Genomic DNA, 25,377 nt, shown 5'->3' with positions numbered 1-25,377 from the left:
CGGGTGCTTGCGGGCAGACCCGGAATCGTAAAGTCCGCTCCAGGGCGATCCCCGTCTCACATAGGTGGTCCGCGAACTATCTCAGTTCACGCACGCCATACGGACACCTCGCGACGCACGAAGACTGAGCCGACCCCTGCTCAACGTAACCCGTCCGGGCTGCCGAACAACGTGTCCATGTCCGTATTTCAGACACGTTGCGTGGCAGTCGGACAAGTTAGCTGGCGGACGACACGACTCCTGTCGACAGGCTCGCTACTTGTCGCCAACCCCGGTTCATGAGACTCGCAGTCGGCGCGCGTGTCACTCGACTTGACCAGACATCTTGTCGCCGTCTCGACGGCGCTACGACGGTCTTGATACGGGATCGGCCAGCGGACTCGCCGGCCACACCGGATACGGCAACGGATCCGAGCATCCAAGGAAGCCCGAGCCCGAGTGCCGGGACCAGCAATGACGGGCCGCCCGCGAGGACGAAGCACGGCGTGAACGTCAGCCGCCGAGGCACGCGGTGCGAGACGTACCCGAACACCACCGAACCGATGAAGGCCGCACCGCCGAACGTTCCGGTGACGAGCCCGAGCGCCTGTGCGCCACCGAGCCGTTCGTCCGCGTAAAGCGGTAGCAGGGCGTTTGACCGGGCCGCGTCGAGCAGGTTCGTGACGAGCACCAGCGCTACAACGAGCCGGAAGAGTGGGTCGCGGACGCAGAACCGGAACCCCTCGGCGGTGTCCCGCCAGTGTCCCTGCGATGTCCCGGGTGCAGCGCTCTCGGCGACCGTCGGCTGGACGGAGTCGTTCGCGGCATGCGTGCGGTTCTTCCGTGCGAATCTCGCTGATCCGGAGCTCGATGTGCCGATGATGGCGTCCGCGATGGCGCTCTCCGTCCGCTCCGTTCACGCGCTCTTCGCCGACTGTGGGCTGCAGCCCGCTGCGGAGATTCGCCGCACCAGACTGCGTGTCGCTGAGCAACTGCTAACGCAGACCCCACTCGACGTCGCAGAAGTTAGGCTCCTTGTCGGCATCCGACCCGAGCGTCTTCGCACGTACCTTCCGCCAAGCAACGGGGCGAACGCCCTCGGATTTCCGCAGCGACGACCGGTGAGCGCACGTCCGTCCCACCGCTATCGCAGTCGGCGGCCGCATGGCGAGTCACATGGAGAGAAGAAGCCCCGCGTCGTGTCGGGAGCTCCTGCCATAATCAGGCCCACTATGGGGACCAAATTGAGTCACGACGACGCCGTCGAATACCTCCGGCAGGTCGATGAGCGCAAGGCGAGTCAGACCAACGGCGATCGCCCGTGGACGATCGTCTACGATTGGCAGGACTCGGGCAATGGCACCGGCGCACGCTTTGCAGCGTTCGCTGCGCCGAGCTACCGCGATCGTGCCATGCAAAGCGCTAGCTGGGACATGAGGGTCGGCGGTGGATTCCCCGGCTTCTCCCAGAGCCACAGGGATGGCGAGTGGGTCACGACCTACTACCGCAACAGCGACGGGCCTGAACTCGAACCACTCGTCCTCGTGCAACAGATGCACGGCATCGTCCCCGATGCGTACCACATATCCGAAGAGTTCCGGCTCCTCATGAACCTGTGGGAAGACAAGACCACCGGTAATTACTACCGCATCACCGACGATGGGTCGAAAGAACTTGCCATAGAGTTCACGGACGCTCTTATCCGCATCCGAACTCCGATACTGCGTCGCTACCAGGCCGCCCGACAGCTTGATCTCCTTCTGTTCTCGGACAGCCGCGTGTTCATCAACGCCGACGAAGAGTCCGAAGCCTTCGAGGAGCTAAACGAACCAGACCACGTAGAAAAGGATTCCGTCGTCTCCTTGGGTGTGGGCAACATGGACCTCGGCGAGAAGCAGGTGTTCTCCCGGCTACTGGTCAAGCGCATCCTTCCGCCTCCTCCGCAGGATCAGAGCGGCATCTGGCCATGGGATCTAGGAGACGAGGAGTACCCGGAGTTCATCATCGGTGAGGACCAGAACGGCCGCCCGACCAAGTACACATGTGAGCAGGACAAACTCGCCAATTACTTCGGCGCGAACCCAGACGCGCCCCACTACCTGACGCCCGTCTTCTTCAAACCCGAAGTGCTCAGGCGCTACTACGACGACCCGAACCTGTACTCGATCAGCGACGGTCGACTCAGCTGCGGGTACCTCTGGGGAGTGCAGATAGACAACGGCAACCCGGACGCGGTCATGGTGTTCCTCGGCGACATCGGTCGAGATATCCCCAGCAGCCACCGGGACCACTGGCGTGCGTACAACATCCCGCCGGTCTCGAACATGAGCGAGTCCACGTTCCGCCGATCGTTCCTCGCCCAGTTCGCGGATACGGAGAACCCGGAGCACCTCTTCAAGAACGCATACCTGGCGATTCAACGCGCGTGGGTGGAAAACTGGGGCTGGGGGCTGTACCGCGAGGCAAAGGGCAGCGACGCGGGTCTCATCCAACGTGTCCGGATCCCGCTGAACGACACCGACACGGAGTTCGAAGCGCAGCTGCTTGCCCTCGCGAAGCTTCTCGTGGACATGCTCGATGAGGCGGCTATCTCAGCTGGCCTGCCTCCGGTGAAGGATGAGAAAGGCATCTCCAAGCTGAAGCGCTTCCTCGAGACGCACCGCTACGAACACGTGGAGCGCGACATCGCGTTGCTTCGTCGAATTCAGAATCTTCGCTCTCGGATTGCCGCGCACACATCAGGGTCGAGTGGCCAAGCGTTCCTAGCCCAGGAGTTGGATGGGCTGAGTAAGCCGGAGTTCATCGAGAAGCTCATGCGAGACGCGACACAGATGTTCGCGGACTTGTCAAAGCTGTCAAATAGCTAGGGCCGGTCGGCACGTGTCTGGTCGGCGTCGGAGATGCCAGTGAGCGCCTCACGTCCGGTTGCTTTCAATCACCAATTCGCGGTGGTGCCCCTGTCTGCCTTGACGCCTAGGAGACGAGCGAGTCGACCTGCGCTTGCAAGCCAGCCACGACAAGATCTAACGTCTCGATCTGACCCTGCGCTCGGCTGACGAGAACGGCACCTTCTGCAGCGGTACGGCCGGGCCCAGATCCCGCGGGGGTTCTCCTAGACGGTGGCGGAGGAGGGTGCTGAGCCGTGCCGGGCGTCAGTGATGTCGCGATGCGGCGTGCCGCAAGATCATCCGAGCCTACGCGGAATGAGTGTCGCTTCGCAGAAGGCCTTCGAGAAGGATGAGCGCATGGAGCATCGGTCGCGGACGTCCGCGGTGTTCATCATCATCCTGTCGGCGTTGTTCGTCGGCACGACCGCAGTCGGTCTTGCGTTCTGGCCGGGTGACCAACCTGCAACCCCTGAAGATGATTCAGTGCAGAGCCGAGGAGGTTCACAATCTGGTCGAGAACAGGGTTGTACGGTGCCGCCGCTCTGTCGCTGGCCAGCGAAGATTGAGGGCGCACTTCTAGCTGCTGGGGGCGGACATCGAGCCGATCCCTCCGCGCGAACCCGAACTGCAGAAACAGCAACCCACACTCGGCGTCTTCGTCGGTTTCACGATTGTCATAGCGTCCTGAAGCATCGGCGTCACCCACGCCGTCGGTATTGGCTAGTGCTGCCCATCGCGTCGCGGTCAGAGAACGTATGCGGTGTCGGCGGTTCGAACTCCCGCACAGTGCGCCGCTCGCAACCTCCCGTCCCCTTACTGGTTGCACGGTAACAACGCCCGGGTACCGTCGTGCTACCGGCTCGTTGGCGCGAAGGCTGACGCAACCGGCTCGCGAATCGGTATTATCCCGCTAGTTGGCCCCATCGTCGACACCAAAGAGTCCTTGGAGGAGACCCGAAGTGGGCGATAAGGGGGTGCTGATGCGCTCTTCGAACGTCGCGGCGTCCATCGAGAGTTCGTTCCCTGGCGGGTCTAAGAAGCGGAGTTCCTTCGTGCTCACCTGGGGCATAGATCCGAAGTTGAACTCATGCGGACTAGGCCACAACTGGACTGCCCGGCCATCAGTTACTTGAGGATGATCGATCGGCCAGCCTGGGTGCCACACGATCGTCACGTTGACGCCTCGAAACCCGAACGCTCGCAGCATGAAGTCGAGGTCCTTGCCATCGACCACAGGGTGCGGAAGCGGGATCCACTGTTGGTCCCCTGGTTCAGGGTCCGGATCGCTCCCGTCGAGCTCGCGGCGGGTGATGTACACCGAGAAGCTGTCCGGCGGAGGACTCCCAACCGTCATCCACGATAGCCAATCCCCACGAACGCGGGAGAGGACCGGCACGTCCGAGTCTTCGTTCATCGCGGGGAGATCGAATCGGCGCTCGGGGAGGTAAGAGAGCAGTCCAACCTTCAGGAGCCACCGTGCGAGAGCATCACTGTCATCCGCCGAAATAAGAAGATCATCGTGCGAATCAGTGTGCCCGAGGATGCGACGCACGAGATTCTTTGCCGGCTCCTCGAGGTAGGTGCCCAAGGCGTTGTTGCAGGCCACACACGCCGGCACGTGCACACCGGGTAGAGCGTTTAACGTCTGTGGCACCGTCGGGCTGGCCTCCTTCGGCTTCTTCGTGTACACGACTCCGCCATGTGCACCAGAGAACGGTTGTTGACCGGCGAACTCTTTGATGAACCAGGATGGCCAGACATGCTCACCCTTCGGTGAACTTGCGCTGCCACAAAACACGCACGGTATGCCTTCCAAGCTTTCCATGACGCCACGATAGGACTCGACCATCGGCATGGACAACAAGCCGCACCGCCAGCTGCGGCTGGCGGTGCGGGTGCCGGCCGCAGTCAGGGTCCCTTAGTTCTGCCAGACGGTCTTCTGGCCCGGTGCGAACGCGCCCGCCGCGACAAGCGCAACCGTTGCGAGGGCGTTCACGGGGTCAGCCCAATCAGGGGCCTCCGGTGGGGAACCGATGGTGTGGTTGATGATCGGGGACAGCGAGACCTCCCACAGGAGGATGCCGCTAGGAACGAAGAAAGCCAGTGCCCCGACGATGAAAGACCAACCGGTTGTCACGCTCACAATGAGGACTGCAAACGAGAGCGCGAGGACCGCGATCTGCAACGAAGTCGTAAACCACGCGCCGCCGAGGTGCGCCCCGTACCACCAGATGAAGACACCAAGCGCCAGGAGAACGAGTGGGTAGACGCACCGGCGGAGCACTAATTCATGCCGTTTCGCCGGGTTCGGCCGATGTTCCGTTTTGAGCCAACTCCACGCGCGGCTGCACCATCGTCGTGATGGCACGATTGGTGTCGTAGTCAGCGGCGTCTGCGCTGAATCTTGCCGCCGACGAGCAGCCTTGTCGCTCTCCCGGATGGCGAACCACAGCATCCCGATCGCGGACGCTACGATCCAGCCTGAGTAGGCGTACTTGCGATGCAGCGCGTCGCGCTGCTGGTGAGCTTGATGTTCCTTCATGGGGTCCTCTCGGTCATAGCGCCGAGAGGCTTCACCGCTCCCCCAGCGATTTCGGGACGTACACACCCGAAGCACAACGACCGTAGCGGAAGTTCGACAGGCAACGAAGCGATAGCTGTCCGATGCCGCTTCAAGCTCTCCAGGGAGCTCGGATAGTCGATGCGTGTGTCCCAGGGGATGTCTGAGCGCGCCCGTCCGCTTGGAACGGGGCGGGCGGCGAGGGCCCAGCGAACATGGCGGGGTGTCCGCTTCAGGTCAAGCCCGAGATGGCTCAATGCGTACTCTCCGGCGCGCACTCGATCGTGTAATTGCGCAACGTCGATGTCATCTAATTCTGGCGCAAGGGGAGCGCCAGCGGGTCTCCAACGTGGTGGTGCCCACACGATGGGTTCGTCGTCGAAAGCACGAATGTGCCCAACCTCGGGGAACGTGCCCACCATGCGATGTTTCGGGAGCCAGGCCGTGAGGTACTCGTCGATCGCGGCTTGGAGCTCCGCGCTCATCGTCGTGAGAAAGCGAGTGTAGTCAGCCGCGTCTGCGGCACCGGGTTCAAATTCGAGGTGCTGCGGCAGGTCACGGGTACCGGCAGCGGTGAGTCGTAGCCACGCGTAGCGCCTCGCATTCAGCAGCCTTCTGCCTCGACCGGGGGCCTCTCCGACGCTGCTACTCAGCAGACGCCAGTCCGCCTCGGGGAGCAGCCCGCTCCACCTGAGGTATCGGCGCGCTACGTAGTTGATGGGCGACGGGTTGAGACGGAGCCATCCCGCTAGCTCTCCGAGTTGCCGGAGCACTGCGGTCGCCTGTTCAGGAGTCCCAAGCATCGAAGGTCGGAGCTTCCGGCCGATCCCGGCAATTCGGTCCGTACCGCCTTCAACGCCAACACCGGCGACACGAAGCGCGTCCGCGAGTCCGCGCTGTAACGCGGAGGGGTCCGTGATGTGGTCGACGCCGAGGGGGTTTGCCCAAGTCGGCCACATCAGAGGTGGGATGAGAACGTCGGTCAGAGGTTGCTCTGTCGCAAGAGCAAGAGAGTTCCAAGACCATCCGCTGGGTTGGATCCGTCGGTCCGGTTCTTCGAGAGCGACGAGTACCTCCGCAAAGCCGGGCGACACGGCGGAACGCGGAGTTGCTTGCCGTAGGCGGGGTCGGTGCGTCGCCGCGGCGCCTGCTAGCGCTGGCTGTCGGGAGCTCTTGTCTCAGATAGGTGGTCCGCGATCCTTACAAGTGAATCCGGGGCACGTCATGCGGACGTCACGCACGCTCCCAGGACCCGGAGTGAGCGACCAACCGTCGCTCCCGCCCGCGCGCATGGCGACAAGTTGTGTGCGAAGGAGACAGAATATGTGCGCGGCGACAACTCCCCTACTGCGGCATGTCCACGAACCGCGAGAACATCCCATGGAACGCCACGGTGATCGTGTCCGTCGGCCCGTTGCGGTGCTTCGCCACGATCAGGTCCGCCTCCCCCTGACGCGGGTTGTCCTTCTCGTACGCCGACTCACGGTGCAGCAGGATGACCATGTCGGCGTCCTGCTCGATCGACCCGGACTCACGCAGGTCGGAGATCATCGGCTTCTTGTCGGCACGCTGCTCGGGCCCACGGTTCAGCTGCGACAGCGCGATGACGGGCACCTGCAGCTCCTTCGCCATGAGCTTCAGCGCACGCGAGAACTCCGAGACCTCCTGCTGGCGGCTCTCGACCTTCTTGCCGGAGGTCATCAGCTGCAGGTAGTCGATGACGACGAGCTTCAGGTTGTGCTGCTGCTTGAGGCGCCGGCACTTGGCGCGGATCTCGACCAGGGTCATGTTGGGGGAGTCGTCGATGAAGAACGGGGCGTCGTTGATGCGGCCGCGGGTCTGCGCGATGGTGGTCCAGTCGCGGGTGTCGACGGTGCCCTTGCGCATGTTCTGCAGGGGGACGCTGGACTCGGCGGACAGCAGGCGCATGGCGATCTCGGCGCGCCCCATCTCGAGTGAGAAGAACGCGGCGGTCTGGTTGTGCTTGAGCGCGGCGGAGCGGCACAGGTCGAGCGCCAGGGTCGACTTGCCCAGTGCGGGTCGTGCGGCGACGATGATCAGCTGCCCGGGGTGGAAGCCGTTGGTCAGGGCGTCCATCTGGGCGAAGCCGGTGGGGACGCCGGTCATCTGTCCGTCGCGGCCCTTGGCGGCTTCGATCTCGTCGATGGCGGTGCCGATGGCTTCGGTGAGGGGGACGTAGTCCTCGGTCTGCACGCCACCGGCGACGTTGTAGACCTCGGCCTGGGCGCTGTTGACCAGGTCGGTGACCTCGCCTTCGCTGGCGTAGCCCATCTGGACGATGCGGGTGCCGGCTTCGACCAGGCGGCGCAGGACGGCCTTCTCGGCGACGATGGCGGCGTAGTAGCCGGCGTTCGCCGCGGTGGGCACCATGCTCGTCAGGCTGTGCAGGTACTCGGCGCCGCCGCCGCGGGACAGCAGGCCCGTCTTCGTCAGCTCGTCGGTGACGGCGATGACGTCGGTCGGCTCGCCGTGGGAGTACAACGACAGGATCGCGTCGAAGATGACCTCGTGCTTGGGGATGTAGAAGTCCACGCCGCGTGCGGTCTCGATGACGTCGGCGACGGCGTCCTTCGACAGCATCATGCCGCCGATGGTCGACTGCTCAGCGAGCATGTCGTGCGGAGGAGTCCGGTCGTTGTTCCGCTCGGCGTACTCCCGCGGGGCCGGCTCCAGATGCGCGATCGACACACGTGCTCCTCAGTGTTTGGCGGTGCTGGCGGACGGCTCAGTGAACCGCTCCCCACCGAGCAGTTCTACCCCGGGCGACCGACATCCCCGAGTCGCTGGCTCAAGCTACGGGTACGGAGTTATCCCCAGCAAACGGCCCTGTGGACAACTCTGTGGAGAGACCGTGGAACACGCCGAGGTCTTGTGTGGAGGGTTGTGCACTCAGCTGTGGACAACTCCCCTGGGGAACACACTTTCGACTTTTGACCAGGGCTTTCCTGTTCCACACCATGTGTGGAGAACTCGGCTTCAACTGGGAGTCGAAGGTTCCCGTTCGAGGCCCCCACTGTGCAGAAGCGACTTGACAAACACCCTCGGCGTCCCGTTCCACTCGGCTGGCTCCCAGGTGGGCAGAGCGGGGCCGTGGGTAACCGGCCAACCGTGTTTCGGGTGCCGGACCTGCTCAGCCGGCCCGCGCCTCCAGGACGTCCTCCACACCCGTCGACACGCCGTCATCCGCAGAAGACACGGGAGCAGAAGACACGGCAGCGGAAGACGCCGCGGCGGACGGCACAGCAGCCGACGGCACAGCCGTCGACCCGGTCCGGGTCGCCGCCGTGACCATCGGCACCTGCACGGTCGAGGCGATGCCCGTCCCCAGGTGCACGAGCGCCGTCCCGGGCTGGACCCGCGACGAGATCGACGACCGCGAGATCCGCACGCCCACCAGGTCGCCGGCGAGGGTGTCCTGCGGCGACAGCAGCGCACCGCGACGGTTCTTCTTCGCGTCCACCTGCCACCCGCCGAACCCGGCGGCCAGCCCGGTCGTGTTGCCGCCGAGCACCAGCCCCTGCCCGTTGTCGGCGAGCCCCCGTACGAAGGTGCGGAGCTCGGCCTTCGCGGAGCAGTCGATGAGCAGCTCACCGTCGTCGACGACGAGGACGACCCCGGGCCGGCCGAGCAGGTCCTCGACGTCGGAGGGGGCGACGTCCTCCCCGGAGACGGTCGCCAGGACGCCGGGCAGGCCGGCCAGGTCACGCACGGCTCCCGGCCGCGGGGCGAACACCACGATCGGCGTCCCGCCGGCCAGCAGCGAGCGCGCCATCGCGGCGACCATCGTCGAGCGGCCGGCACGCGAGGGTCCGGCGACGATGAAGGTGCCGCCGCCCTCCCGCAGGTCCACGGTCTGCAGCGACATGTCGTCGCCCCCGATGCCGGTGACCGCGACCATCGGTGCCGGCGCGGGCGCGCCGTCGAGCGCGAGCGCGCCGTCGAGGTCCAGGTCCTTCGGCAGCGCGTCGACGCGGAACGGCCGGATGCGGGGGAGTCCGAGGGTCTCCTCGTCGGCCCGGACCCGCCGTGCGAGGGCCTGGACGGCCGCGGTCTGCCCCTGGCCTGACACGTCCTCACCCAGGGTCGCGAACTGCAGCTCGATCCCGCTGTCCGCACGGAAGCCGCGCCCGGGCGGGATGGTCGCCGGCAGCTGCCGGTGGTTGATCCCGCCGAGCGAGTAGTCGAGCCGGTCGGTCAGGCGCATCACGATCTTGTCGTCGGTCAGCGTCGACATCCGCGACGTCAGCAGCGTGCGGTCGCCGGAGATGACGACGTGGATGCCCGCGCCGGTGCCGTCGCGCAGCAACGACTGGATCGCCTCGGTCAGGGACCCGCCGTCGAACTCGCCGAGCGTGGTGGTGAAGTTCTCCCACCGGTCCACCAGGACCAGCACGTGCGGCAGGCGGTCCGCCTCGGCGGCGAGCAGCCGCTGTTCGGTGATGTTCGCGGCCCCCGCCGCCGCGATCACGTCGTGGCGTCGCGCCATCTCACGGGTCAGGCGTTCGATCAGCCGGGAGGCACGCTCCACCTGGGTGCGCTGGGCGACGGCCCCGCAGTGGGGCAGGGACTGCAACGACGCCAGGGCGCCGTTCCCGCAGTCGACGACGTAGAGGTGCAGGTCGCTGGAGGCGATCGACCCGGCCGCGGAGGCGGCGAGGGTGCGGAGCGCCTGGGACCGGCCGGAGCCCGGGGCGCCGACGACGTAGAGGTGGCCGAAGCGCTCGAGGTCGACGGTCGCGGCACGCTGCTGCTGGGTGTCGGGCAGGTCCTCCATGCCCCAGGTGAAGGTGAGTCCCGAACCTCCGTCGGGGGTTTCACCGACGGCAGCATCGGCATCCGGGCCGGACGACGAGCCTCCGACCGTCGCCGAGGCCACCGTGGCCAGGGGGAGCAGCTCGGGCAGGGGCGGCAGCCACGGCGAGTGCAGCGGACCGATGCCCATCTGCTCACGGGCGTCCCGCATCGCGCCGACCAGGACGGACAGGTCGGTCGCTGCCGAGCCCGGACCGGACTTCGACGGACGCTCGGGCGGCGACATCGCGAAGTCCCGCCACTCCAGGACCCGGACGAACGGCAGGACGGCGCTCGTGTCCTCCTCGCCGGCCCATCGTCCACCGACGCGGGCCGACTGGAACGGCACGACCGAGGAGTGCCCCAGGCGGGCGTATGCCCGTCCGGGCACGCTCTTCGGGATACGTGCCGCATCGGCCACGTCGATGACGTCGGTGCTCTCGCCGCCGTCCGTCATGCGGAGGGCGACGCGCAGGTTCGTGTTCGCGCGGATGTCCGGACCGACCACACCGCCGGGGCGCTGGGTGGCCAGGATCAGGTGCACGCCGAGGGACCGACCACGCTGGGCGATGCCGATCAGCCCGGCGACGAAGTCCGGCAGCTCGGTGACCATCGCCGCGAACTCGTCGATCACCAGGACCAGTCGGGGCATCTGCTCGCCCGAGCCACCGCGGGCGAGGTGTGCCTCGTGGTCCTCGATGTCCTTCGCCCCGGACGCGGCCAGGATGTGCTCGCGCCGGGTGAGCTCGGCGCGCAGGGAGCGCAAGGCCCGCTCGACCAGGTGCTGGTCCAGGTCCGTGACCAGGCCGACGGTGTGCGGCAGGTCCGACGCGACACTGAAGGCCGCACCGCCCTTGTAGTCGACGAGCACGAACGTCATCCGGTCCGGACGGTTCGCCGCCGCGAGCGAGGCCACCAGGGTCTGCAGGAACTCGGACTTGCCCGAGCCGGTGGTGCCGGCCACGAGCCCGTGCGGACCGTCCCGCACCAGGTCGAGCGCGAACGGCCCGTCGATGCCGACGCCGACGACCGCCGAGGTGGTGGGGGAGCCGGACCGCCAGCGCGAGGCCATCACGGACCCGCTCGGCTGCGGCAAGTCGAGCACGTCGAGCAGCCGCGCACTGTCCGGCACCAGGCCGTCCCCGTCCGAGCCGGAGGTGTCACGGAGCGGGGAGAGTGCGCGGGCGACCTCGTCGAACCAGTCGTCCTCGATGCGGTCGGCCAGCACGAGGTCGACCGGCGCGGACATCTGGCGGCGGAGGACGAGCTGCGTCGGCGAGCGGTGCAGCACGGTGGCGACGCACTCCTCCGGCAGCTGCCACTCCTCTTCGTCGATGCAGATGAGCCGGATGCCCAGGGCCGGGCCGTCACGGAGCAGTCCGACGACGCCGGGCATCGCACGGAGCCGGCGTGCACCGTCGAGCACGACGACGATCTCGGGCGAGAACCGACGCCGGCTGTTGACGTTCTTCTGCCGTTCGGCCCGGCGCTCGGCCAGGATCTGCGTCAGCTCGGCCAGGCGGCGACCGATGGTCTCGGCGTCCGACCCGACGAGCGCCAGCGCCTCCTGCCCGTCCGTCGGGCGCACGTGGGGGAGCCAGACGGTCCACGCCCAGTCCGGCACGGCCGACTGCGCGGTCAGCACGACGAACTGCACCTCGCGCGGGGACTGGGTGACGGCGAGCTGGCCGAGCAGCCAGCGGCCGATCGAGCGGGGCCAGGTGCCGGGTCCGGCGATGCCGACGACACCGACCTCGGCGAGCGGCACGGTGACGGGCACACCCCGGGTCCAGCGCGGTTCCTGGTCCAGGCGGTCCTGGTCGCGGTCGTCCTCCACGGTGACGGTGGAGGGCAGGTCCCCGATGCCGACCCGCACGTGCAGGTGGTCGGCGTCCGTCGGACGGCGCTCCCACAGGCGCCGGGTCGGGGTCGTCGCGGTGATCCGCAAGGCGGCAGCATCGAGCGAGTCCGAGCGTCGCTGGTCCCGTTCGGCGAGCACGGCACCGGCCACCGCGTCCTCGATCGCCCGCACCCGGTCGGCGTGGTCGGCCAGGGCCTTGCGGTGGCTCTTCTTGCCGGTCTTCCGTGCGGTGATCGTCTGCCCGATCACCATGATCGGCGTCATGAACGCGAACAGCAGGTAGAACGGCGAGTGGAACACGGTCGCCATCACGATGCCGAACATCGCCGGCACGAACACCATGATCCACGGCAGCGCGGACCGCTGCGGCGGCACGGGCGGCTTCGGGATCCGGAACGACGTCGGGCGCAGGGGCGGCAGCAGGCGGGGCGGCCGGTTGAAGTCGAGCTGGCCGGAGTCCGGCGGACGCAGCAGCATCCGGTCGACGACGGCGACCGGGCGGACGGTCAGCGCCGTCTCGGCGACCCGGAGGACCGCGCCCGGCTCCCACGCGGTCCACTCGTCGCCGACACGCTCGCCGTCGACGGTGACCTCGGGCAGCGCGGACGGGTCGGCTTCGGGGTGGCCGGCGGCGGGATCGAGCGCGCCGGGCAGCAGCGCACCCGGCGGCAGGGACCCGAGGGCGGCCGGGGCCAAGCCAGCGGGCGGAACGGCCCCCGGCGGCACGGCAGCGAACGGTACGGCACCGGGCGTCACCGCACCGGGGTCACCGGGCGTGCCGGCACCCTCCGGAGCGTCCCCGACGACCGCCGGTTCGGGTGACGACTCGGGCACGAACGCCGGGGCGAGGCGGACGGTGACGGTCCCGTCGAAGGCGATCCGTGCCTCCAGGCCGGGCAGCCCCGCCGTCTCGGATCCGGTGAGCGTGTCGCTGTCCGGGGTGAACGCCAGGCGCACGGTCCCGACGCCGACGCGGACGCAGCGGCCCGCGCCGACGCCGCCGGCGACGAGCAGGTCGACCAGCCCCGGGCCGGCACCGGTGTCGGCGTCGGCACCGATGTGCAGGACGGCACCGTCGACCAGGCCGCTGTCGGCGAAGCGCACGTCGGCGTCGCCGGCCTCGGCGGGCAGGGGTGTTCCACCGGTCCGACGCGCAAGCGCGTCGACGACGGAGCGCATGGTGGCGGATCCGGGTGCGTCGATGAGGACGTCCGAGCGCACGCCCGTGACGTCGTCGACGACGGTGACGACGACCTGCATCAGGCGCCGGCCGTCTGCGCCGGAGCGGTCTCGGTCGGCGCTGCGGTCGGAGCGGCCTCGTCGACGAGCGGCTCGGACAGCCCCAGGTCCATCCACCGGACCGACCCGAGCTCCGCCGAGGTCGAGGTGCCGTCACGACGGCACTCCAGCGTCCAGCGCGCGAGCGGGCTCGGCTGCAGCGCGATGACGGCCCAGCGGCCGCTCGGCCGCTCGAGCAGGCGCACCAGCTCGCGGCCGTCCGCACCGCCCGGCAGGCTCTGGACGACCAGGAGGCCCGGGGTCGCGTCCGCCGAGACGGTCGCCACCGCCTCGGCCACCGACACGGACGCCACGGTCCCGAACTCGTCGCCGCGGACACCGACCGTGAGGACCGGCGTCGTCCGCGACCACGGGTCGGTGCGGACCTGGTCGACGACCCGGCGGGCGACGGCGGTGCGGGCGGAACGGTCCCCGACCAGGGCGACGATCCCGCCGACCGCGGCCAGGTCGACCAGGACACTGCCGTCCGGGTCGGTGCCGAGGCCGACGACCGTCGCGAACCCGACCGAGGCGTCCTCGGTCAGCGCGACCGCCTGCAGCGCCTGCATCGGCGCCGACCACGAGTGGCCGTCCGGGGTCGCGGTCCACGGCTCCGGCGGCGCGACGGTGGGGGCGGTCAGGTCGAGCCGCACGGTGGAGCCGATCGACGCCCGGACGAAGCCGGGGAACACGACGCCGGCCGTCCGGCACGAGGCCTCGACGCTCCGGAGCACGCGGTCGAGCGCCCACGCGGTGGCGTCGTCACGGCGGACCCGGTCGGCCCACGCGATGGCGTCGGTCGCGGTCCGGCGGCGGAGCGCGACGATCACCGGCACCACGAACGCCAGGGTCGCGGCGAACAGCAGGGCCGCGCAGGTGAGCACCAGGTGGGACGCCGGGTGCAGGAAGTCCCAGGTCACGCCGTGCCGCCGATCTCGGCCAGACGGAGCTCGAGCGGGGTCGGCTCGGCGTCGGGGACGTCGGTCCAGCGGAACGTGGTCATCATCGCGTCGAACAGCATCACGAGGGCGTCGGTGATCCGCTCGTCGGTGCCGATGTCCCGGGTTCCGGCGCCGGGCTCGGTCGCGTCCTGGTCCGCCGGGGCGCTGATCGCCGAGAACGACATCACCACCCAGCGGCCCGGCCGGTGCGGCACCGGGATCGTGTAGACCACCTGGCGGTCGTCGACGGCGGGCAGCTCGCCCGCGACCTCGTCCGGCACGGCGCGACGGAGCTGCGTCTCGGTGCGGGCCGCGATGCCCCCGTCGACCTGGCGGAGGCCCGGGTCCTGCTGGTCGTGCCGGTCCGGCAGGGCGTCGGCCAACAGCTCGGCGATGACCTCCTCCGGCGCCTGGTCGGATTCGTCGTCGACCTCGCTCTCGATGATCGACACCGGCGGCGTGAACCCGTCGACGGGCTGCACGGGCAGGTACACGGCGGTGGCGCCGTTGTCGCCCGCCTCGACGACGGTCGACATCAGGCGCTTCTGCATCTCCTGGCGGAGCGGCTCGGCACGGTCGCGCGGCAGGGTGTCCGGCAGCGCGCGGGCGATCACCTCGCGCACCGTCGCGGCGAGGACCTGCCGGTCCTCCTCGCGGGCGGGCAGGCGGGCCCACCCGGGCGGGACGACCATCAGGAACGACGAGATCGGGGCGGTCATGCGGACACCTCGTTGCGGACGCGGCCGACCAGGGCGACGACCTCGGGGGCGAACACCGGCACGACGTCGAGCTCACGCGTCCGCCACAGCACCCGGGTGTCCACGCCGTCCTGCCGTCGGACCGCGCAGACCGTCGCCCAGATCACGCCCTCGTCGTCCACGTCGAAGCGGGTCACGACCGGACCCTCACCGCCGACGTCCTCGGGCAGTTCGTCGACCGCCGGGGGATCCGACGGGGCGCCGCCGGTCGCCCCGGCCAGCTCGAGCAGGTCCGGGCCGGACTCGTCCGCCACCCCGACCGAGACGATCACCGGCAGCGGCCACCGGTTCGGCACGGTCAGGGCCGCGACCAGGCGATCGTCGTCGTCGAGCGAGGCGCGGAACTCCAGCAGGGTGTCGACGGCGTGTTCCGGGTCCACCGACGGACCGTCGGCGAACAGGCGGTCGGGACCCTGCGCCTCCCGGTCGATGTCCGCGACCGCGTCGAACAGGGCCAGCACGTCGGCTCGCCAGGCGGGGGTCAGCTCGTCGGCGCCGGGGACCACCAGCCACTCCGGGGCGTCGACGTCGATCGTCGAGGTGAGGACGGGTACAGCGCTCATGGGATGTGCTCTCAGGTCGTGATCGGGTGCTTGAACTCGCCGTAGGACTCGGTCCACGGGCGCTGCTGGTCGTTGCCCATCATGGTGGGGTTGATGACGAGACCGGTGATCGAGTACGCCTTGCCCTGCGCACTCATGCCGCCGTTGACCCACGCGTGCCACTTCGGCGCCGATGACCCGACGCCGGCGAAGCCGCTCTCGCCGAGCCACTTGTCGATGTTCGAGCGGTTCACCTGGCCGTCGATGCCGGCCAGACGTTCCGCCCACCCATCGAAGCCCTTCTTCGTGAACAGATCGGAACCGAACTGTTTCGAGACGGTGCTCCAGTCGTTCTTCGCGGTGGTGCCGACCTGGCGCAGGTTCCACCAGTTCGGGTTGTCCGGGAACTTGCTCGTGAACGCCCCGATCGCCCGGTCGACGTCCTTCATGTTCGCGGCGATCAGGTCGTCGGCGCCCCGGACCAGCCCCTCCTGCTTGACGATCTGCGCCTCGGCGGACTTGATCCCGCCCTGCAGCGCACCCTTCTGCTCGACCAGGGGCTCGAGGTTCCGCCGGAGCTGGTCGGAGATGGTCTTCGCCGCGCCGAGACCCTTCGTCCCGACGTCGCGCAGCGCGTTCTGCGTGAAGCCGGACATCGCGCCGTCGACGTGCTCGACGGCTCCGGTCTTGCCGCCGATCTGGGTCTTCAGGCTGTTGATCTTGCCGATCGCCTCCGACCGGAAGTCCTTGAGCGGCGCCAGACGCTCGCCGAGCTTGGCGGTCATCGACACCTTGCCGGCCTTGAGACCGCTCTTCACGGCGACCGAGGTGGCCTTCGCGATGCCGGACCCGATCCCCAGGGTGGCGACGCCGACGACGGCCATCACCAGGTCGAAGACGTTGCCCTCGCCGATCGCGACGAGCCCGAGTTGCGCCACGAGCCCGACACCGGCGGCGACCGCACCCATGATCGCCAGGACCCCGACGCCCGGGATCAGGATCGCGAGCGCGGCGAGGGCGATGCCGATGTACGTGAAGATCTTGACGATCATCTTGAGCAGCTTCGAGAAGAACGCCTTGATCTTGTCGCCGAGGGTGTCGTGCAGGCCGTCGTGCCAGGACTCCCGGATCGTGGCGGCGGCGGCCTTGCCCGCGGTCGTGATGCCGTCGAGTGCCCGGTGCAGCCGGGCCTTCGCGGCGTCGGAGTCCCCCTGCGCGGCGGACGCGGCTCGACCCTTGGCGCTGACGGCGTCCTGCTCCTCGGTCGTCATCGGCGGGGCGTCCTGGGCGCGGTCCTTCGACGGGTCGGGCATCGACGCGGCACGGGTGCCGGCGGCGTCGGCCTCCTCGGCGTCCCGGAGTGCGCCGGCGCTCTCGTCGAGGGCGTGCTGCAGTTCGGGCAGGTACGCGGTCAGGGCGTCGCGGATGGCGTCGTACCGTCCGGACATCTTCGTCAGCGAGGCGGCGACCTCCTTGCTCTTCTTCCGCACGGCGTCGGCCGTCGACCCCTTGAACTGGCTGTCGTCACCGTCCCCGATGCGCCGGAGCACGTCCGCTTCCGAGGTGATCTCCTCGGCGATGGTCTTGTAGTACGTGACGAGTTCCTGCACCACGGGGACGTCGGCCACGATCGGGTCGGACGACTGGTCGAGCAGGGCCCAGTTCCCTCCGCGGGCGGGCATCAGGCACCACCGTCGGTCGGGTGGGACTCCGTGGTGAGCTTCTCGGAGAGGTCGTGCTCGAGGTCGGTGAAGTGCTCGGTCGCCTTCTGCATCTTCTCGTGCAGGTCCTTGACCGCGCCCTTCATCTTGTTCCGGTGGATCTTCCAGTCGCCGGAGAAGTCGTGCATCGCCTTCTGCACGTCGTGCTGGCCGTAGACGTCGCTGAGCGCCCGGTCGTCGGACTTCTGGTGCTCGAGCTCGTCCGAGATGTGCTGCAACTTGGTGGCCGAGTCCTCGAGGACGGCCGAGGTGATGATGAGGTCTGCCATGGTGCTCCCGATCAGTCGTGCCGGAGGTGAACGGGTCGGGGCCCCACCGCAACGGTGGGGCCCCGGTCCGGAAGCGGACTACTTGATCGCGTTCGCCAGCTCGGAGTCGGTCTGCTGCAGCGCCTCGGCCGCCTTGTTCAGGTACGTCGACATGCCCTCGAGACCCTCGATGGTCTTCGTCGCACCGTCGTTGAACTCCTGGTACGAGTTGCCGAACGCGACCGAGGACTGGTCGGTCACGTAGCCGCCGGAGATGAGCGAGTCCACCAGGGACTTCAGCTCACGCAGCTTCGAGGTGATGTCCTGCTCGCCGTTGACCAGGCGGGTCGCGGCATCCTGCATCTCGCCGTAGGTGACGTTCAAGTTGGGCATTGCGTGCTCCTGTCAGTCGCGTCGCACCCGGTGTCGCTCGGTCGGGTGCGCCCCTCAGTTGAGGGACTGTCGAGAGGTTATTCCGCGACGGTACGACTGCGCGGGGTACGTTTCCACACCGCCGTGCGATCGGCTGCTGCACACCGATGTGCACATTCCAGCATGCCGGTCCGACCGGCCTGGAGGCACGGGGCACGTCCGCGACGCCCGTCGCGCAGAATTGTCATGTCACCCGACAAACAAATTGCTCGTGCCCGGCGTGTCGCCCCGGGACGGAAAGCGCACGGGTCCTCACAACGGAGGACCCGTACGGGCGGTCGGAGGCCCCGTGCGGGCGGTCGGAGGACCCGTGCGGGCGGCTGGAGCAGCCGCGCAGGCTCAGAACCCGTGCGTGAGGGTCTTCGCCGCCTCGTTGTAGCCGGGCAGTCGCTGCTGGTCGGTGCCGAAGCCGGTCGGCTTGAGCCCCTGCCCGTACATGATCGTGTTCCCCCAGCTCGCGACCACCCGGCCGCCGGAGGCCCACCGGTGCCAGGCGGGCGTCGTCGCGATCTCGACGCCGTACTTCGACCACATCTCCTTCTGCATGGCCGCCATCTCGTTGTGACGGTCGACGCTGAAGAGGCGCTCGGCACGCCAGTCCCGACGCTTCAGGACGTCGGCGATCTTCACCTTGTCCTCGGCCCAGAGCGTCTTGTTCGGGTGCCACCAGTTCGGCTTCTCACGGAACTTGCCGATGCTCGTCAGGCCCTTCGCGTTGCCCAGAGCCTTCTGCGTGTCCGCGATCTCCTTCTGCACCGCGCGGAGGGACGCCAGCCGCTCGGGGAACCCCTTCGCGCCGTACCGCGGGTTGAACGCCCGCTCGAGCGCCGCCGACCGGGCCGTGCCGAGCTTCTCGAGCGACGCGGTCGCGTTCTTCTGGAACCCGGCCGAGCTTTTCGCGATGCCCGCGGTCTTCATCGTCGACACGGCCTTCGTCAGCGCACCGCCGGCGCCGACGAGCACGAGCCCGACGGCCGAGGTGATCACGTCCAGCCACGAGCCCTCGCCCATGCCGGCGAGGGTGATGTTCGCCACCAGGACCACGGACGCTGCCACCGCCGCCATGAACGTGAACATCCCGACGCCCGGGATCAGGATCGCCAGGGCGGCCAGCGCGATGCCGATGTAGGTGAAGATCTTGACCAGGATCTTCAGCAGCTTCGAGAAGAACGCCTTGATCTTGTCGCCGAGGGTGTCGTGCAGCCCGTCGTCCCACGCTGCCCGGATCGTCGCAGCCGCGGCCTTGCCGGCACCGTTCAGCGCATCGACCGATCGGCGCAGGCGGGCGGTCGCGGCGTCGGCGTCGGCCTTCGCGCCCTCGACCGCGCGGTGCTTGGCGTCGATCTGCCCCTGCTCGTCGCTCGTGATCGCCGGCGCGTCCGAGGCGCGGTTCTGCGACGGGTCGGGCATCGACGCGGCACGGCTGCCGGAGGCCTCGGCGTTCTCGGCGTCGTGCAGTGCGGCCGCGGACTCGGCGAGCCCCCGCTCGAGTTCCGGCAGGTACCCCTTCAGCGCGTCCCGGATCGCGTCGTAGCGGCCGGACAGCTTCGTCAGGGAGCCGGCGACCTCACCACTCTTCTTCCGGACGGCGTCGGCCGTCGAGCCCTTGAACTGGCTGTCGTCGCCGTCGCCGATGCTCTTGAGGACCGCGGCCTCGGAGGTGATCTCCTGCGCCATGGTCGAGTAGTAGTTCACGAGCTCCTGCAGGACGGAGACGTCGGCGACCATCGGGTCGGACGACTGGTCGAGCAGGGCCCAGTTCCCACCGCGGGCGGGCATCAGGCACCACCGTCGGTCGGGTGGGACTCCGTGGTGAGCTTCTCGGTCAGGTCGTGCTCGAGGTCGGTGAAGTTCTCGGTCGCCTTCTGCATCTTCTCGTGCAGGTCCTTGACCGCGCCCTTCATCTTGTTGCGGTGGATCTTCCAGTCGCCGGAGAAGTCGTGCATGGCCTTCTGGACGTCGTGCTGGCCGTACACCTCGGTCAGGGCGCGGTCGTCCGACTTCTGGTGCTCGAGCTCGTCCGAGATGTGCTGCAACTTGGTGGTTGAGTCCTCGAGGACGGCTCTGGTGATGATGAGGTCTGCCATGGGTGCTCCCGATCGATGCCCGTGCCGGTGGAGGTGGACCGGGCGGCCCGTCGTCGGGCCGCCCGGTGTCCCGCGCTACTTGATGGCGTTGGCGAGCTCGGTGTCGGTCTGCTGCAGCGCCTCGGCCGCCTTGTTCAGGTACGTCGACATGCCCTCGAGCCCCTCGATGGTCTTCGTCGCACCGTCGTTGAACTCCTGGTACGAGTTGCCGAACGCGACCGAGGACTGGTCCGTGACGTAGCCGCCGGAGATGAGCGAGTCCACCAGGGACTTCAGCTCACGCAGCTTCGAGGTGATGTCCTGCTCGCCGTTGACCAGGCGGGTCGCGGCATCCTGCATCTCGCCGTAGGTGACGTTCAAGTTGGGCATGTGGTGCTCCTGATCTCGATTTTCGTGCACCCCCGGTACCGGAGGCCTCGTCGAACGTACCGAGCGGTCGACCCCCGGACGAGGGGCTTCAACTCCTGTTCATCGAGCGTTCGTCAGGAACGCGTTTTCTGAATGACCACACTGCGCCGGGAACAGCGAAAGGGCGGGCCTCCCACTGGGGAGACCCGCCCTTCCGGCGGTGCTGGTGCTGCCGGAGCAGCGACCGGACTACTTCGCGGCGACGACCTGCAGCGAGATGGTCGCGACGATGTCCTCGCGCAGACGCACGGTGGCCTCGTGGTCACCGACGGTCTTGATGGTCGCGGGGACCTCGACCTTGCGCTTGTCGAGCGAGCCGACGCCCTGCGCCTGGACGGCGTCAGCGACGTCACCCGGGCGGACGGAGCCGAAGAGACGACCGTCCTTGCCGGCCTTGACCGACAGCTGGATGGTGGCGTTCTCGAGCTTCATCTTGAGGTCCTGTGCCTCTTCGATGGTGGCGAGCTCGCGTGCGGCACGAGCTGCGCGGATCGACTCGATCTGCTTCTCGCCGCCCTTCGACCACGACACGGCGAAGCCCTGCGGGATCAGGTAGTTGCGGGCGTAGCCGTTCTTGACGTCCACGACGTCACCGGCGGAACCGAGGCCAGAGACCTCGTGGGTGAGGATGAGCTTCGACATTCGTCGACCTCCGATCAGCGGCCGGAGCCGGCGTAGGGGAGGAGCGCCATCTCACGGGCGTTCTTCACGGCACGGGCGATGAGGCGCTGCTCCTGGACGGAGACGCCGGTGATGCGACGGGCGCGGATCTTGCCACGCTCCGAGATGAACTTGCGAAGGGTCGCAACGTCCTTGTAGTCGATGACGCCGACCTTGATCGACTTCGCGGGAGCGGCGTTCTTGCCGCCCTTACCGCGAGGCTTCCGGCGGTCGCCGGTGCTCTTTCCAGCCATTGTGTGTCCTTAGAGAAGAAGAAGTTGTGTCGTCAGACCGCTGAGGATCAGAACGGGGTCTCGTCGTCGTAGGTGCCGCCGGGGGTGGACCACACGTCGTTCGACTGTGCGTTCCCGCCACCCTGCTGACCACCCTGCGGCGACCACGGAGCGTCGGACTGACCGCCACCACCGTTGCCACCGGACGCGCCACCGTTGTAGCCGCCGTTGCCACCACCGGAGGAGTTGCCCCCACCGACCTGACCACGGCCACCACCGGCGCCACCACCACTGCCACCCGGTGCACGGGTGATCTGGGCGGTCGCGTACCGCAGCGAGGGGCCGATCTCGTCGACCTCGAGCTCGATGCTCGTCCGCTGCTGACCCTCACGGTCCTGGTAGGAACGCTGACGGAGACGACCCTGCGCGATGACGCGCGAGCCCTTCGTCAGCGACCCCGCCACGTGCTCGGCGAACTCGCGCCACACACTCGCACGGAGGAACAGCGCGTCGCCGTCCTTCCACTCGTTCGCCTGACGGTCGAACGTGCGAGGAGTCGACGCGATGGTGAAGTTCGCCACGGCGAGCCCGTTCTGCGTGTAGCGCAGCTCCGGGTCCGCGGTGAGGTTGCCCACCACCGTGATGACGGTTTCGCCGGCCACGGGCTACTCGGCGCTCGCGGTCGTGGCGGCCGAGGCCGACGCGTTGGCTGCCTTGCGGGCGGCACGGGCTTCGTCGCGCTGCTTCTGCGCGGCGACCTGGGCCATGCCCTCTTCGGCGCGGAGGACCTTGGTGCGCAGGACGGCCTCGGAGAGACCGAGCTGGCGGTCCAGCTCCTTGGCGGAGTCGGCGGACGACGTGAAGTTCACGACGGCGTAGATGCCCTCGTTCTTCTTCGCGATCTCGTACGCGAGCCGGCGACGGCCCCAGACGTCCACGTTGTCGACGGTGCCACCGTCGTTGCGGATGACCGCGAGGAACTTGTCCAGGCTGGGAGCGACGGTGCGCTCATCGATCTCGGGGTCGAGGATCGCCATCAGTTCGTACTGGTGCATGCGGAACCCACCTCCTCTGGTCTCAGCGGCCCCGGGCAGTTCCCGGGACAGGAGGGTTGATGCATGTGCCCCGGCACGCAGAAGGCGCGCGAGACAACCTGCCCATCGTAGCGGACGGCCTGGAGGCGCGCCACCGTCGAGCGGATCAGCCCACGTCGCGGGACGCCCACCACGTGCGGAGGCGCGCCTCGGCGTCCTCGGGGCCGAGCGGCCCCTCGTCCATCCGCGCCTCGAGCAGGAAGCGGTACGCCTCGCCCACCGCGCGCCCCGGCGGGATGTCGAGGATCCGCATGATGTCGTCCCCGGAGAGGTCGGGACGCATGGAGTCGAGTTCCTCCTGCTCCGCGAGGACGGCGATCCGGGCCTCCAGGTCGTCGTACGCGAACCCGAGCCGGTCCGCCTTCCGACGGTTCCGGGTGGTGACGTCGGAGCGGGTGAGCTCGTGCAGCCGCTCGAGCTGGTCGCCGGCGTCGCGGACGTAGCGGCGGACGGCCGCGTCGGTCCAGGCGCCCTCGGTGTAGCCGAAGAAGCGCAGGTGCAGCTCGATCAGCCGCGAGACCGAGGCGATCGTGTCGTTGTCGAAGCGCAGCGCGCGCAGCCGCTTCTTCGCGAGCTTCGAGCCGACCAGGTCGTGGTGGTGGAAGCTCACGGCCCCGCCCGGCTCGAGCTTCCGGGTCGCCGGCTTGCCGATGTCGTGCAGCAGTGCGGCCAGACGCAGGACGGTGTCGGGGGGCTCGCCGGGGTGGCGTTCGGCCTCGTACCCGATGGCCTGGGTCAGGACGGTGAGCGAGTGCTCGTACACGTCCTTGTGGTGGTGGTGCTCGTCGATCTCGAGCTTCATCGCGGGGAGCTCGGGCAGGATCAGCTCGGCGATGCCGGAGTCGACCAGCAGCCGGATGCCCGCGATGGGGTCGCCGGTGTCGAGCAGCTTCACGAGCTCGTCCCGTACGCGCTCGGCTGAGATGTTCCCGATCGAGTCGGCCAGGTCCGTCAGGGCCTGGCGGACGTCGTCGGACACGGTGAAGCCGAGCTGGGACGTGAACCGTGCCGCACGCATCATCCGGAGCGGGTCGTCGCGGAACGACACCCGGGCCGCCTGCGGGGTCGCCAGTCGCCGGGCGAGCAGGTCCTCGACGCCGCCGTGCACGTCGACGAGTTCGCGCTGGGGGAGTCGGAGCGCCATCGCGTTGACGGTGAAGTCCCGGCGGAGCAGGTCGTCCTCGATGGTGTCGCCGAACGTGACCTCGGGCTTGCGGGTCTCGCCGTCGTAGACGTCACTGCGGTACGTGGTGATCTCGACCTGCTCACCGCGGACCATCGCGGCGATGGTGCCGAACTGGCGGCCCACGTCCCAGGTGGTGCTCGCGAGGGGCTCGACGATCGCCAGGACGGCGTCGGGCCGGGCGTCCGTCGTGAAGTCGAGGTCGGTCACCGGGCGACCGAGGAAGGCGTCGCGGACGGGCCCGCCGACGAGCGCGAGCTCGTGACCGGCAGCGGCGAACGCCCGGGCGAGGACGTCGACGGTGTCGGTGGCGGCGAGTGCGTCGAGTCGCTCGACGGCCTGGGCTACGGACTGCATGACGCCGTCGATCATCCCAGATAGTGGGCGCGAGCACCTGCGCGCTCGCCTGCTGTCATGGTCGGGCCTCATACACTCGTCGTGGCCCGCTCCGACCCAGGCCCTCCCACATGCAGATTCTCCGTACCGTGCTCGCTGCCGCCGCGTCCACCCTGGTCGCCGCCGGTCTGGTCATCGCGCCCGCCGCGGTGGACGTCGCCGACGCCGCCACCACCTCGACGCCCGCGCCGTCGGCCGCCGCCCAGTCCGGCACCACGTCGGTGCAGGTGACACCGTCCGGACGCGGGGTGCTGGACCTCGGCGACGACCTCTCGCTGTCCGTCACGGTGACGAACGGCACCGACACCGCGCTGCCCGCGGGCCGGGCGGACCTGGACATCATCCGACCCGTCGTGGGCACGCGGGACATCCTCACCGACTGGATCAACGACACCTCCCCGGACGGTTACCCCGGCGAGCGCATGGACCAGGTGGCCATCCCGGAGGTCCCGGCGCACCGATCAGTCACGGTCGACTCGATCTCGGTGCCGTTCGCGGACGTCCGCCTCGGCACGCTCAACCCCTTCGGCGCACGACGCATCGCGGCCTCGTACACCGCCGGCTCGACCCTCGCCGTCGGTCGTTCCGTCTTCACGTGGAACCCCGGGCCCGACCCCGCGCCGGTCGACGTCGCGGTCGCCATGCCGGTGACCGTCCCGGCGACCGAGGACGGCCTGCTCAGCGCGAAGACGCTCGCCGCCGACACCGCGCTCGACGGCACCCTCACGCAGCAGCTCGACGCCGCGCAGGGCCACAGCGTCGCCCTCGCCGTCGACCCCCGCATCATCGCGTCGATCCGGATCCTCGGCGACGACGCACCGAGCTCGGCGACCGCGTGGCTGGAGCGGCTGGAGGGCCTCCGGAACGAGAAGTTCCCGCTGTCCTACGCCGACGCCGACGTGACCGGGCTGCGTCAGGCCGGGCTGTCGGGCATCGCCGCGCCGATCTCCTTCGACCAGGCCATCGCCGCCGCCGTGGACGCCGACCGGTTCCCCGGGGCGACCCCGAGCCCGACCGCCAGCGCGGCGCCGTCCGACCAGACGACCGACCCGACGCAGGACCCCGCCGGCCAGGGTGAGGCGGCCCAGGGCACCGCCGGCAGCGCGGAATCCGGCAGCGCGGAACCAGGCAGCGCGGACTCCGGCGGCGCGACGCAGGCTCCGGGCGACGCGGCCACCGAGCCGACCGACACCGCCACCACGGACGCGACGGACGGGAACGGGAACGGCACCGAACCGGGCAACGGCAGCGCCGACGGGTCCGACCCCGCCACCATTCCCACCTCGGCCTCGCTGG

21 protein-coding genes are annotated in these 25,377 nt (G+C 68.7%); 2 read left to right on the top strand and 19 right to left on the bottom strand.

Annotated elements, in window-relative coordinates:
* Positions 1-217: 217 nt before the first annotated feature.
* Positions 218-670: an MFS transporter gene (locus JOD51_RS00105; RefSeq protein ID WP_343892043.1), complete on the bottom strand. Its 453-nt coding sequence runs from the start codon at positions 668-670 to the stop codon at positions 218-220.
* Between JOD51_RS00105 and JOD51_RS17640 the strand changes: the two genes are divergently transcribed.
* Complete coding sequence (locus JOD51_RS17640; RefSeq protein WP_204606500.1) at positions 660-2,846, top strand: helix-turn-helix domain-containing protein; 2,187 nt, start codon at positions 660-662, stop codon at positions 2,844-2,846. The two genes, JOD51_RS00105 and JOD51_RS17640, sit on opposite strands and share 11 nt — an antisense overlap.
* Before the next feature lie 931 nt (positions 2,847-3,777).
* Here JOD51_RS17640 and JOD51_RS00095 read toward each other — a convergent pair.
* The 18 genes from JOD51_RS00095 to JOD51_RS00010 all read right to left on the bottom strand — a co-directional run bounded on the left by JOD51_RS00095 (position 3,778) and on the right by JOD51_RS00010 (position 24,042).
* Positions 3,778-4,692 (bottom strand): hypothetical protein, encoded by a 915-nt coding sequence (locus JOD51_RS00095; protein ID WP_204606499.1) that lies wholly within the window; start codon positions 4,690-4,692, stop codon positions 3,778-3,780.
* Between the two features lie 93 nt (positions 4,693-4,785).
* Positions 4,786-5,409 carry a hypothetical protein gene (locus JOD51_RS00090; protein ID WP_204606498.1) on the bottom strand — a complete coding sequence of 208 codons (624 nt, stop codon included), beginning with the start codon at positions 5,407-5,409 and terminating at the stop codon, positions 4,786-4,788.
* 1,362 nt (positions 5,410-6,771) lie between these two features.
* Positions 6,772-8,136: a replicative DNA helicase gene (gene dnaB, locus JOD51_RS00085; protein WP_204606497.1), complete on the bottom strand. Its 1,365-nt coding sequence runs from the start codon at positions 8,134-8,136 to the stop codon at positions 6,772-6,774.
* Between the two features lie 442 nt (positions 8,137-8,578).
* A complete protein-coding gene (locus JOD51_RS00080; RefSeq protein ID WP_204606496.1) occupies positions 8,579-13,360 on the bottom strand; it encodes an FtsK/SpoIIIE domain-containing protein in 4,782 nt (1,593 codons plus the stop codon).
* Complete coding sequence (locus JOD51_RS00075; protein ID WP_204606495.1) at positions 13,360-14,298, bottom strand: hypothetical protein; 939 nt, start codon at positions 14,296-14,298, stop codon at positions 13,360-13,362. The genes JOD51_RS00080 and JOD51_RS00075 overlap by 1 nt, the downstream gene beginning before the upstream one ends.
* A complete protein-coding gene (locus tag JOD51_RS00070; RefSeq protein WP_204606494.1) occupies positions 14,295-15,038 on the bottom strand; it encodes a hypothetical protein in 744 nt (247 codons plus the stop codon). The genes JOD51_RS00075 and JOD51_RS00070 overlap by 4 nt, the downstream gene beginning before the upstream one ends.
* A complete protein-coding gene (locus tag JOD51_RS00065; RefSeq protein ID WP_204606493.1) occupies positions 15,035-15,640 on the bottom strand; it encodes a hypothetical protein in 606 nt (201 codons plus the stop codon). The genes JOD51_RS00070 and JOD51_RS00065 overlap by 4 nt, the downstream gene beginning before the upstream one ends.
* A gap of 11 nt (positions 15,641-15,651) precedes the next feature.
* Entirely contained in the window at positions 15,652-17,301 is a 1,650-nt protein-coding gene (locus tag JOD51_RS00060) for a WXG100 family type VII secretion target (protein WP_204606492.1), read from the bottom strand.
* The gene (locus JOD51_RS00055) at positions 17,301-17,609 is read right to left on the bottom strand and encodes a hypothetical protein (protein WP_204606491.1); all 309 of its coding nucleotides are present in this window, start codon (positions 17,607-17,609) and stop codon (positions 17,301-17,303) included. The genes JOD51_RS00060 and JOD51_RS00055 overlap by 1 nt, the downstream gene beginning before the upstream one ends.
* A gap of 78 nt (positions 17,610-17,687) precedes the next feature.
* Positions 17,688-17,981: a WXG100 family type VII secretion target gene (locus tag JOD51_RS00050; RefSeq protein WP_111075297.1), complete on the bottom strand. Its 294-nt coding sequence runs from the start codon at positions 17,979-17,981 to the stop codon at positions 17,688-17,690.
* Between the two features lie 378 nt (positions 17,982-18,359).
* A complete protein-coding gene (locus tag JOD51_RS00045; protein ID WP_204606490.1) occupies positions 18,360-19,799 on the bottom strand; it encodes a hypothetical protein in 1,440 nt (479 codons plus the stop codon).
* On the bottom strand, positions 19,799-20,107 hold the full coding sequence (locus JOD51_RS00040) for a hypothetical protein (RefSeq protein ID WP_204606489.1): 309 nt from the start codon (positions 20,105-20,107) through the stop codon (positions 19,799-19,801). Before JOD51_RS00040 ends, JOD51_RS00045 begins: the two co-directional genes overlap by 1 nt.
* Positions 20,108-20,182: 75 nt before the next feature.
* Positions 20,183-20,476, bottom strand: coding sequence for a WXG100 family type VII secretion target (locus JOD51_RS00035; protein WP_204606488.1), 294 nt, complete (start codon positions 20,474-20,476; stop codon positions 20,183-20,185).
* A 228-nt stretch (positions 20,477-20,704) separates the two neighbouring features.
* A complete protein-coding gene (rplI, locus tag JOD51_RS00030; protein ID WP_204606487.1) occupies positions 20,705-21,157 on the bottom strand; it encodes a 50S ribosomal protein L9 in 453 nt (150 codons plus the stop codon).
* A 14-nt stretch (positions 21,158-21,171) separates the two neighbouring features.
* A complete protein-coding gene (gene rpsR, locus JOD51_RS00025; protein ID WP_017887834.1) occupies positions 21,172-21,429 on the bottom strand; it encodes a 30S ribosomal protein S18 in 258 nt (85 codons plus the stop codon).
* 47 nt (positions 21,430-21,476) lie between these two features.
* Positions 21,477-22,070 carry a single-stranded DNA-binding protein gene (locus tag JOD51_RS00020; protein WP_204606486.1) on the bottom strand — a complete coding sequence of 198 codons (594 nt, stop codon included), beginning with the start codon at positions 22,068-22,070 and terminating at the stop codon, positions 21,477-21,479.
* A 3-nt stretch (positions 22,071-22,073) separates the two neighbouring features.
* Entirely contained in the window at positions 22,074-22,463 is a 390-nt protein-coding gene (rpsF, locus tag JOD51_RS00015; RefSeq protein ID WP_110902892.1) for a 30S ribosomal protein S6, read from the bottom strand.
* A gap of 145 nt (positions 22,464-22,608) precedes the next feature.
* Entirely contained in the window at positions 22,609-24,042 is a 1,434-nt protein-coding gene (locus tag JOD51_RS00010) for a CCA tRNA nucleotidyltransferase (protein WP_204606485.1), read from the bottom strand.
* Positions 24,043-24,152: 110 nt separating this feature from the next.
* Here JOD51_RS00010 and JOD51_RS00005 point away from each other — a divergent pair.
* A partial coding sequence (locus tag JOD51_RS00005) for a DUF6049 family protein (RefSeq protein WP_239539738.1) occupies positions 24,153-25,377 on the top strand: 1,225 nt, incomplete at its 3' end.

Origin of the sequence: Curtobacterium herbarum (genome assembly GCF_016907335.1) — a bacterium.
Lineage (GTDB): Bacteria > Actinomycetota > Actinomycetes > Actinomycetales > Microbacteriaceae > Curtobacterium > Curtobacterium herbarum.
This window is presented reverse-complemented; position numbering and strand designations above follow the sequence as displayed.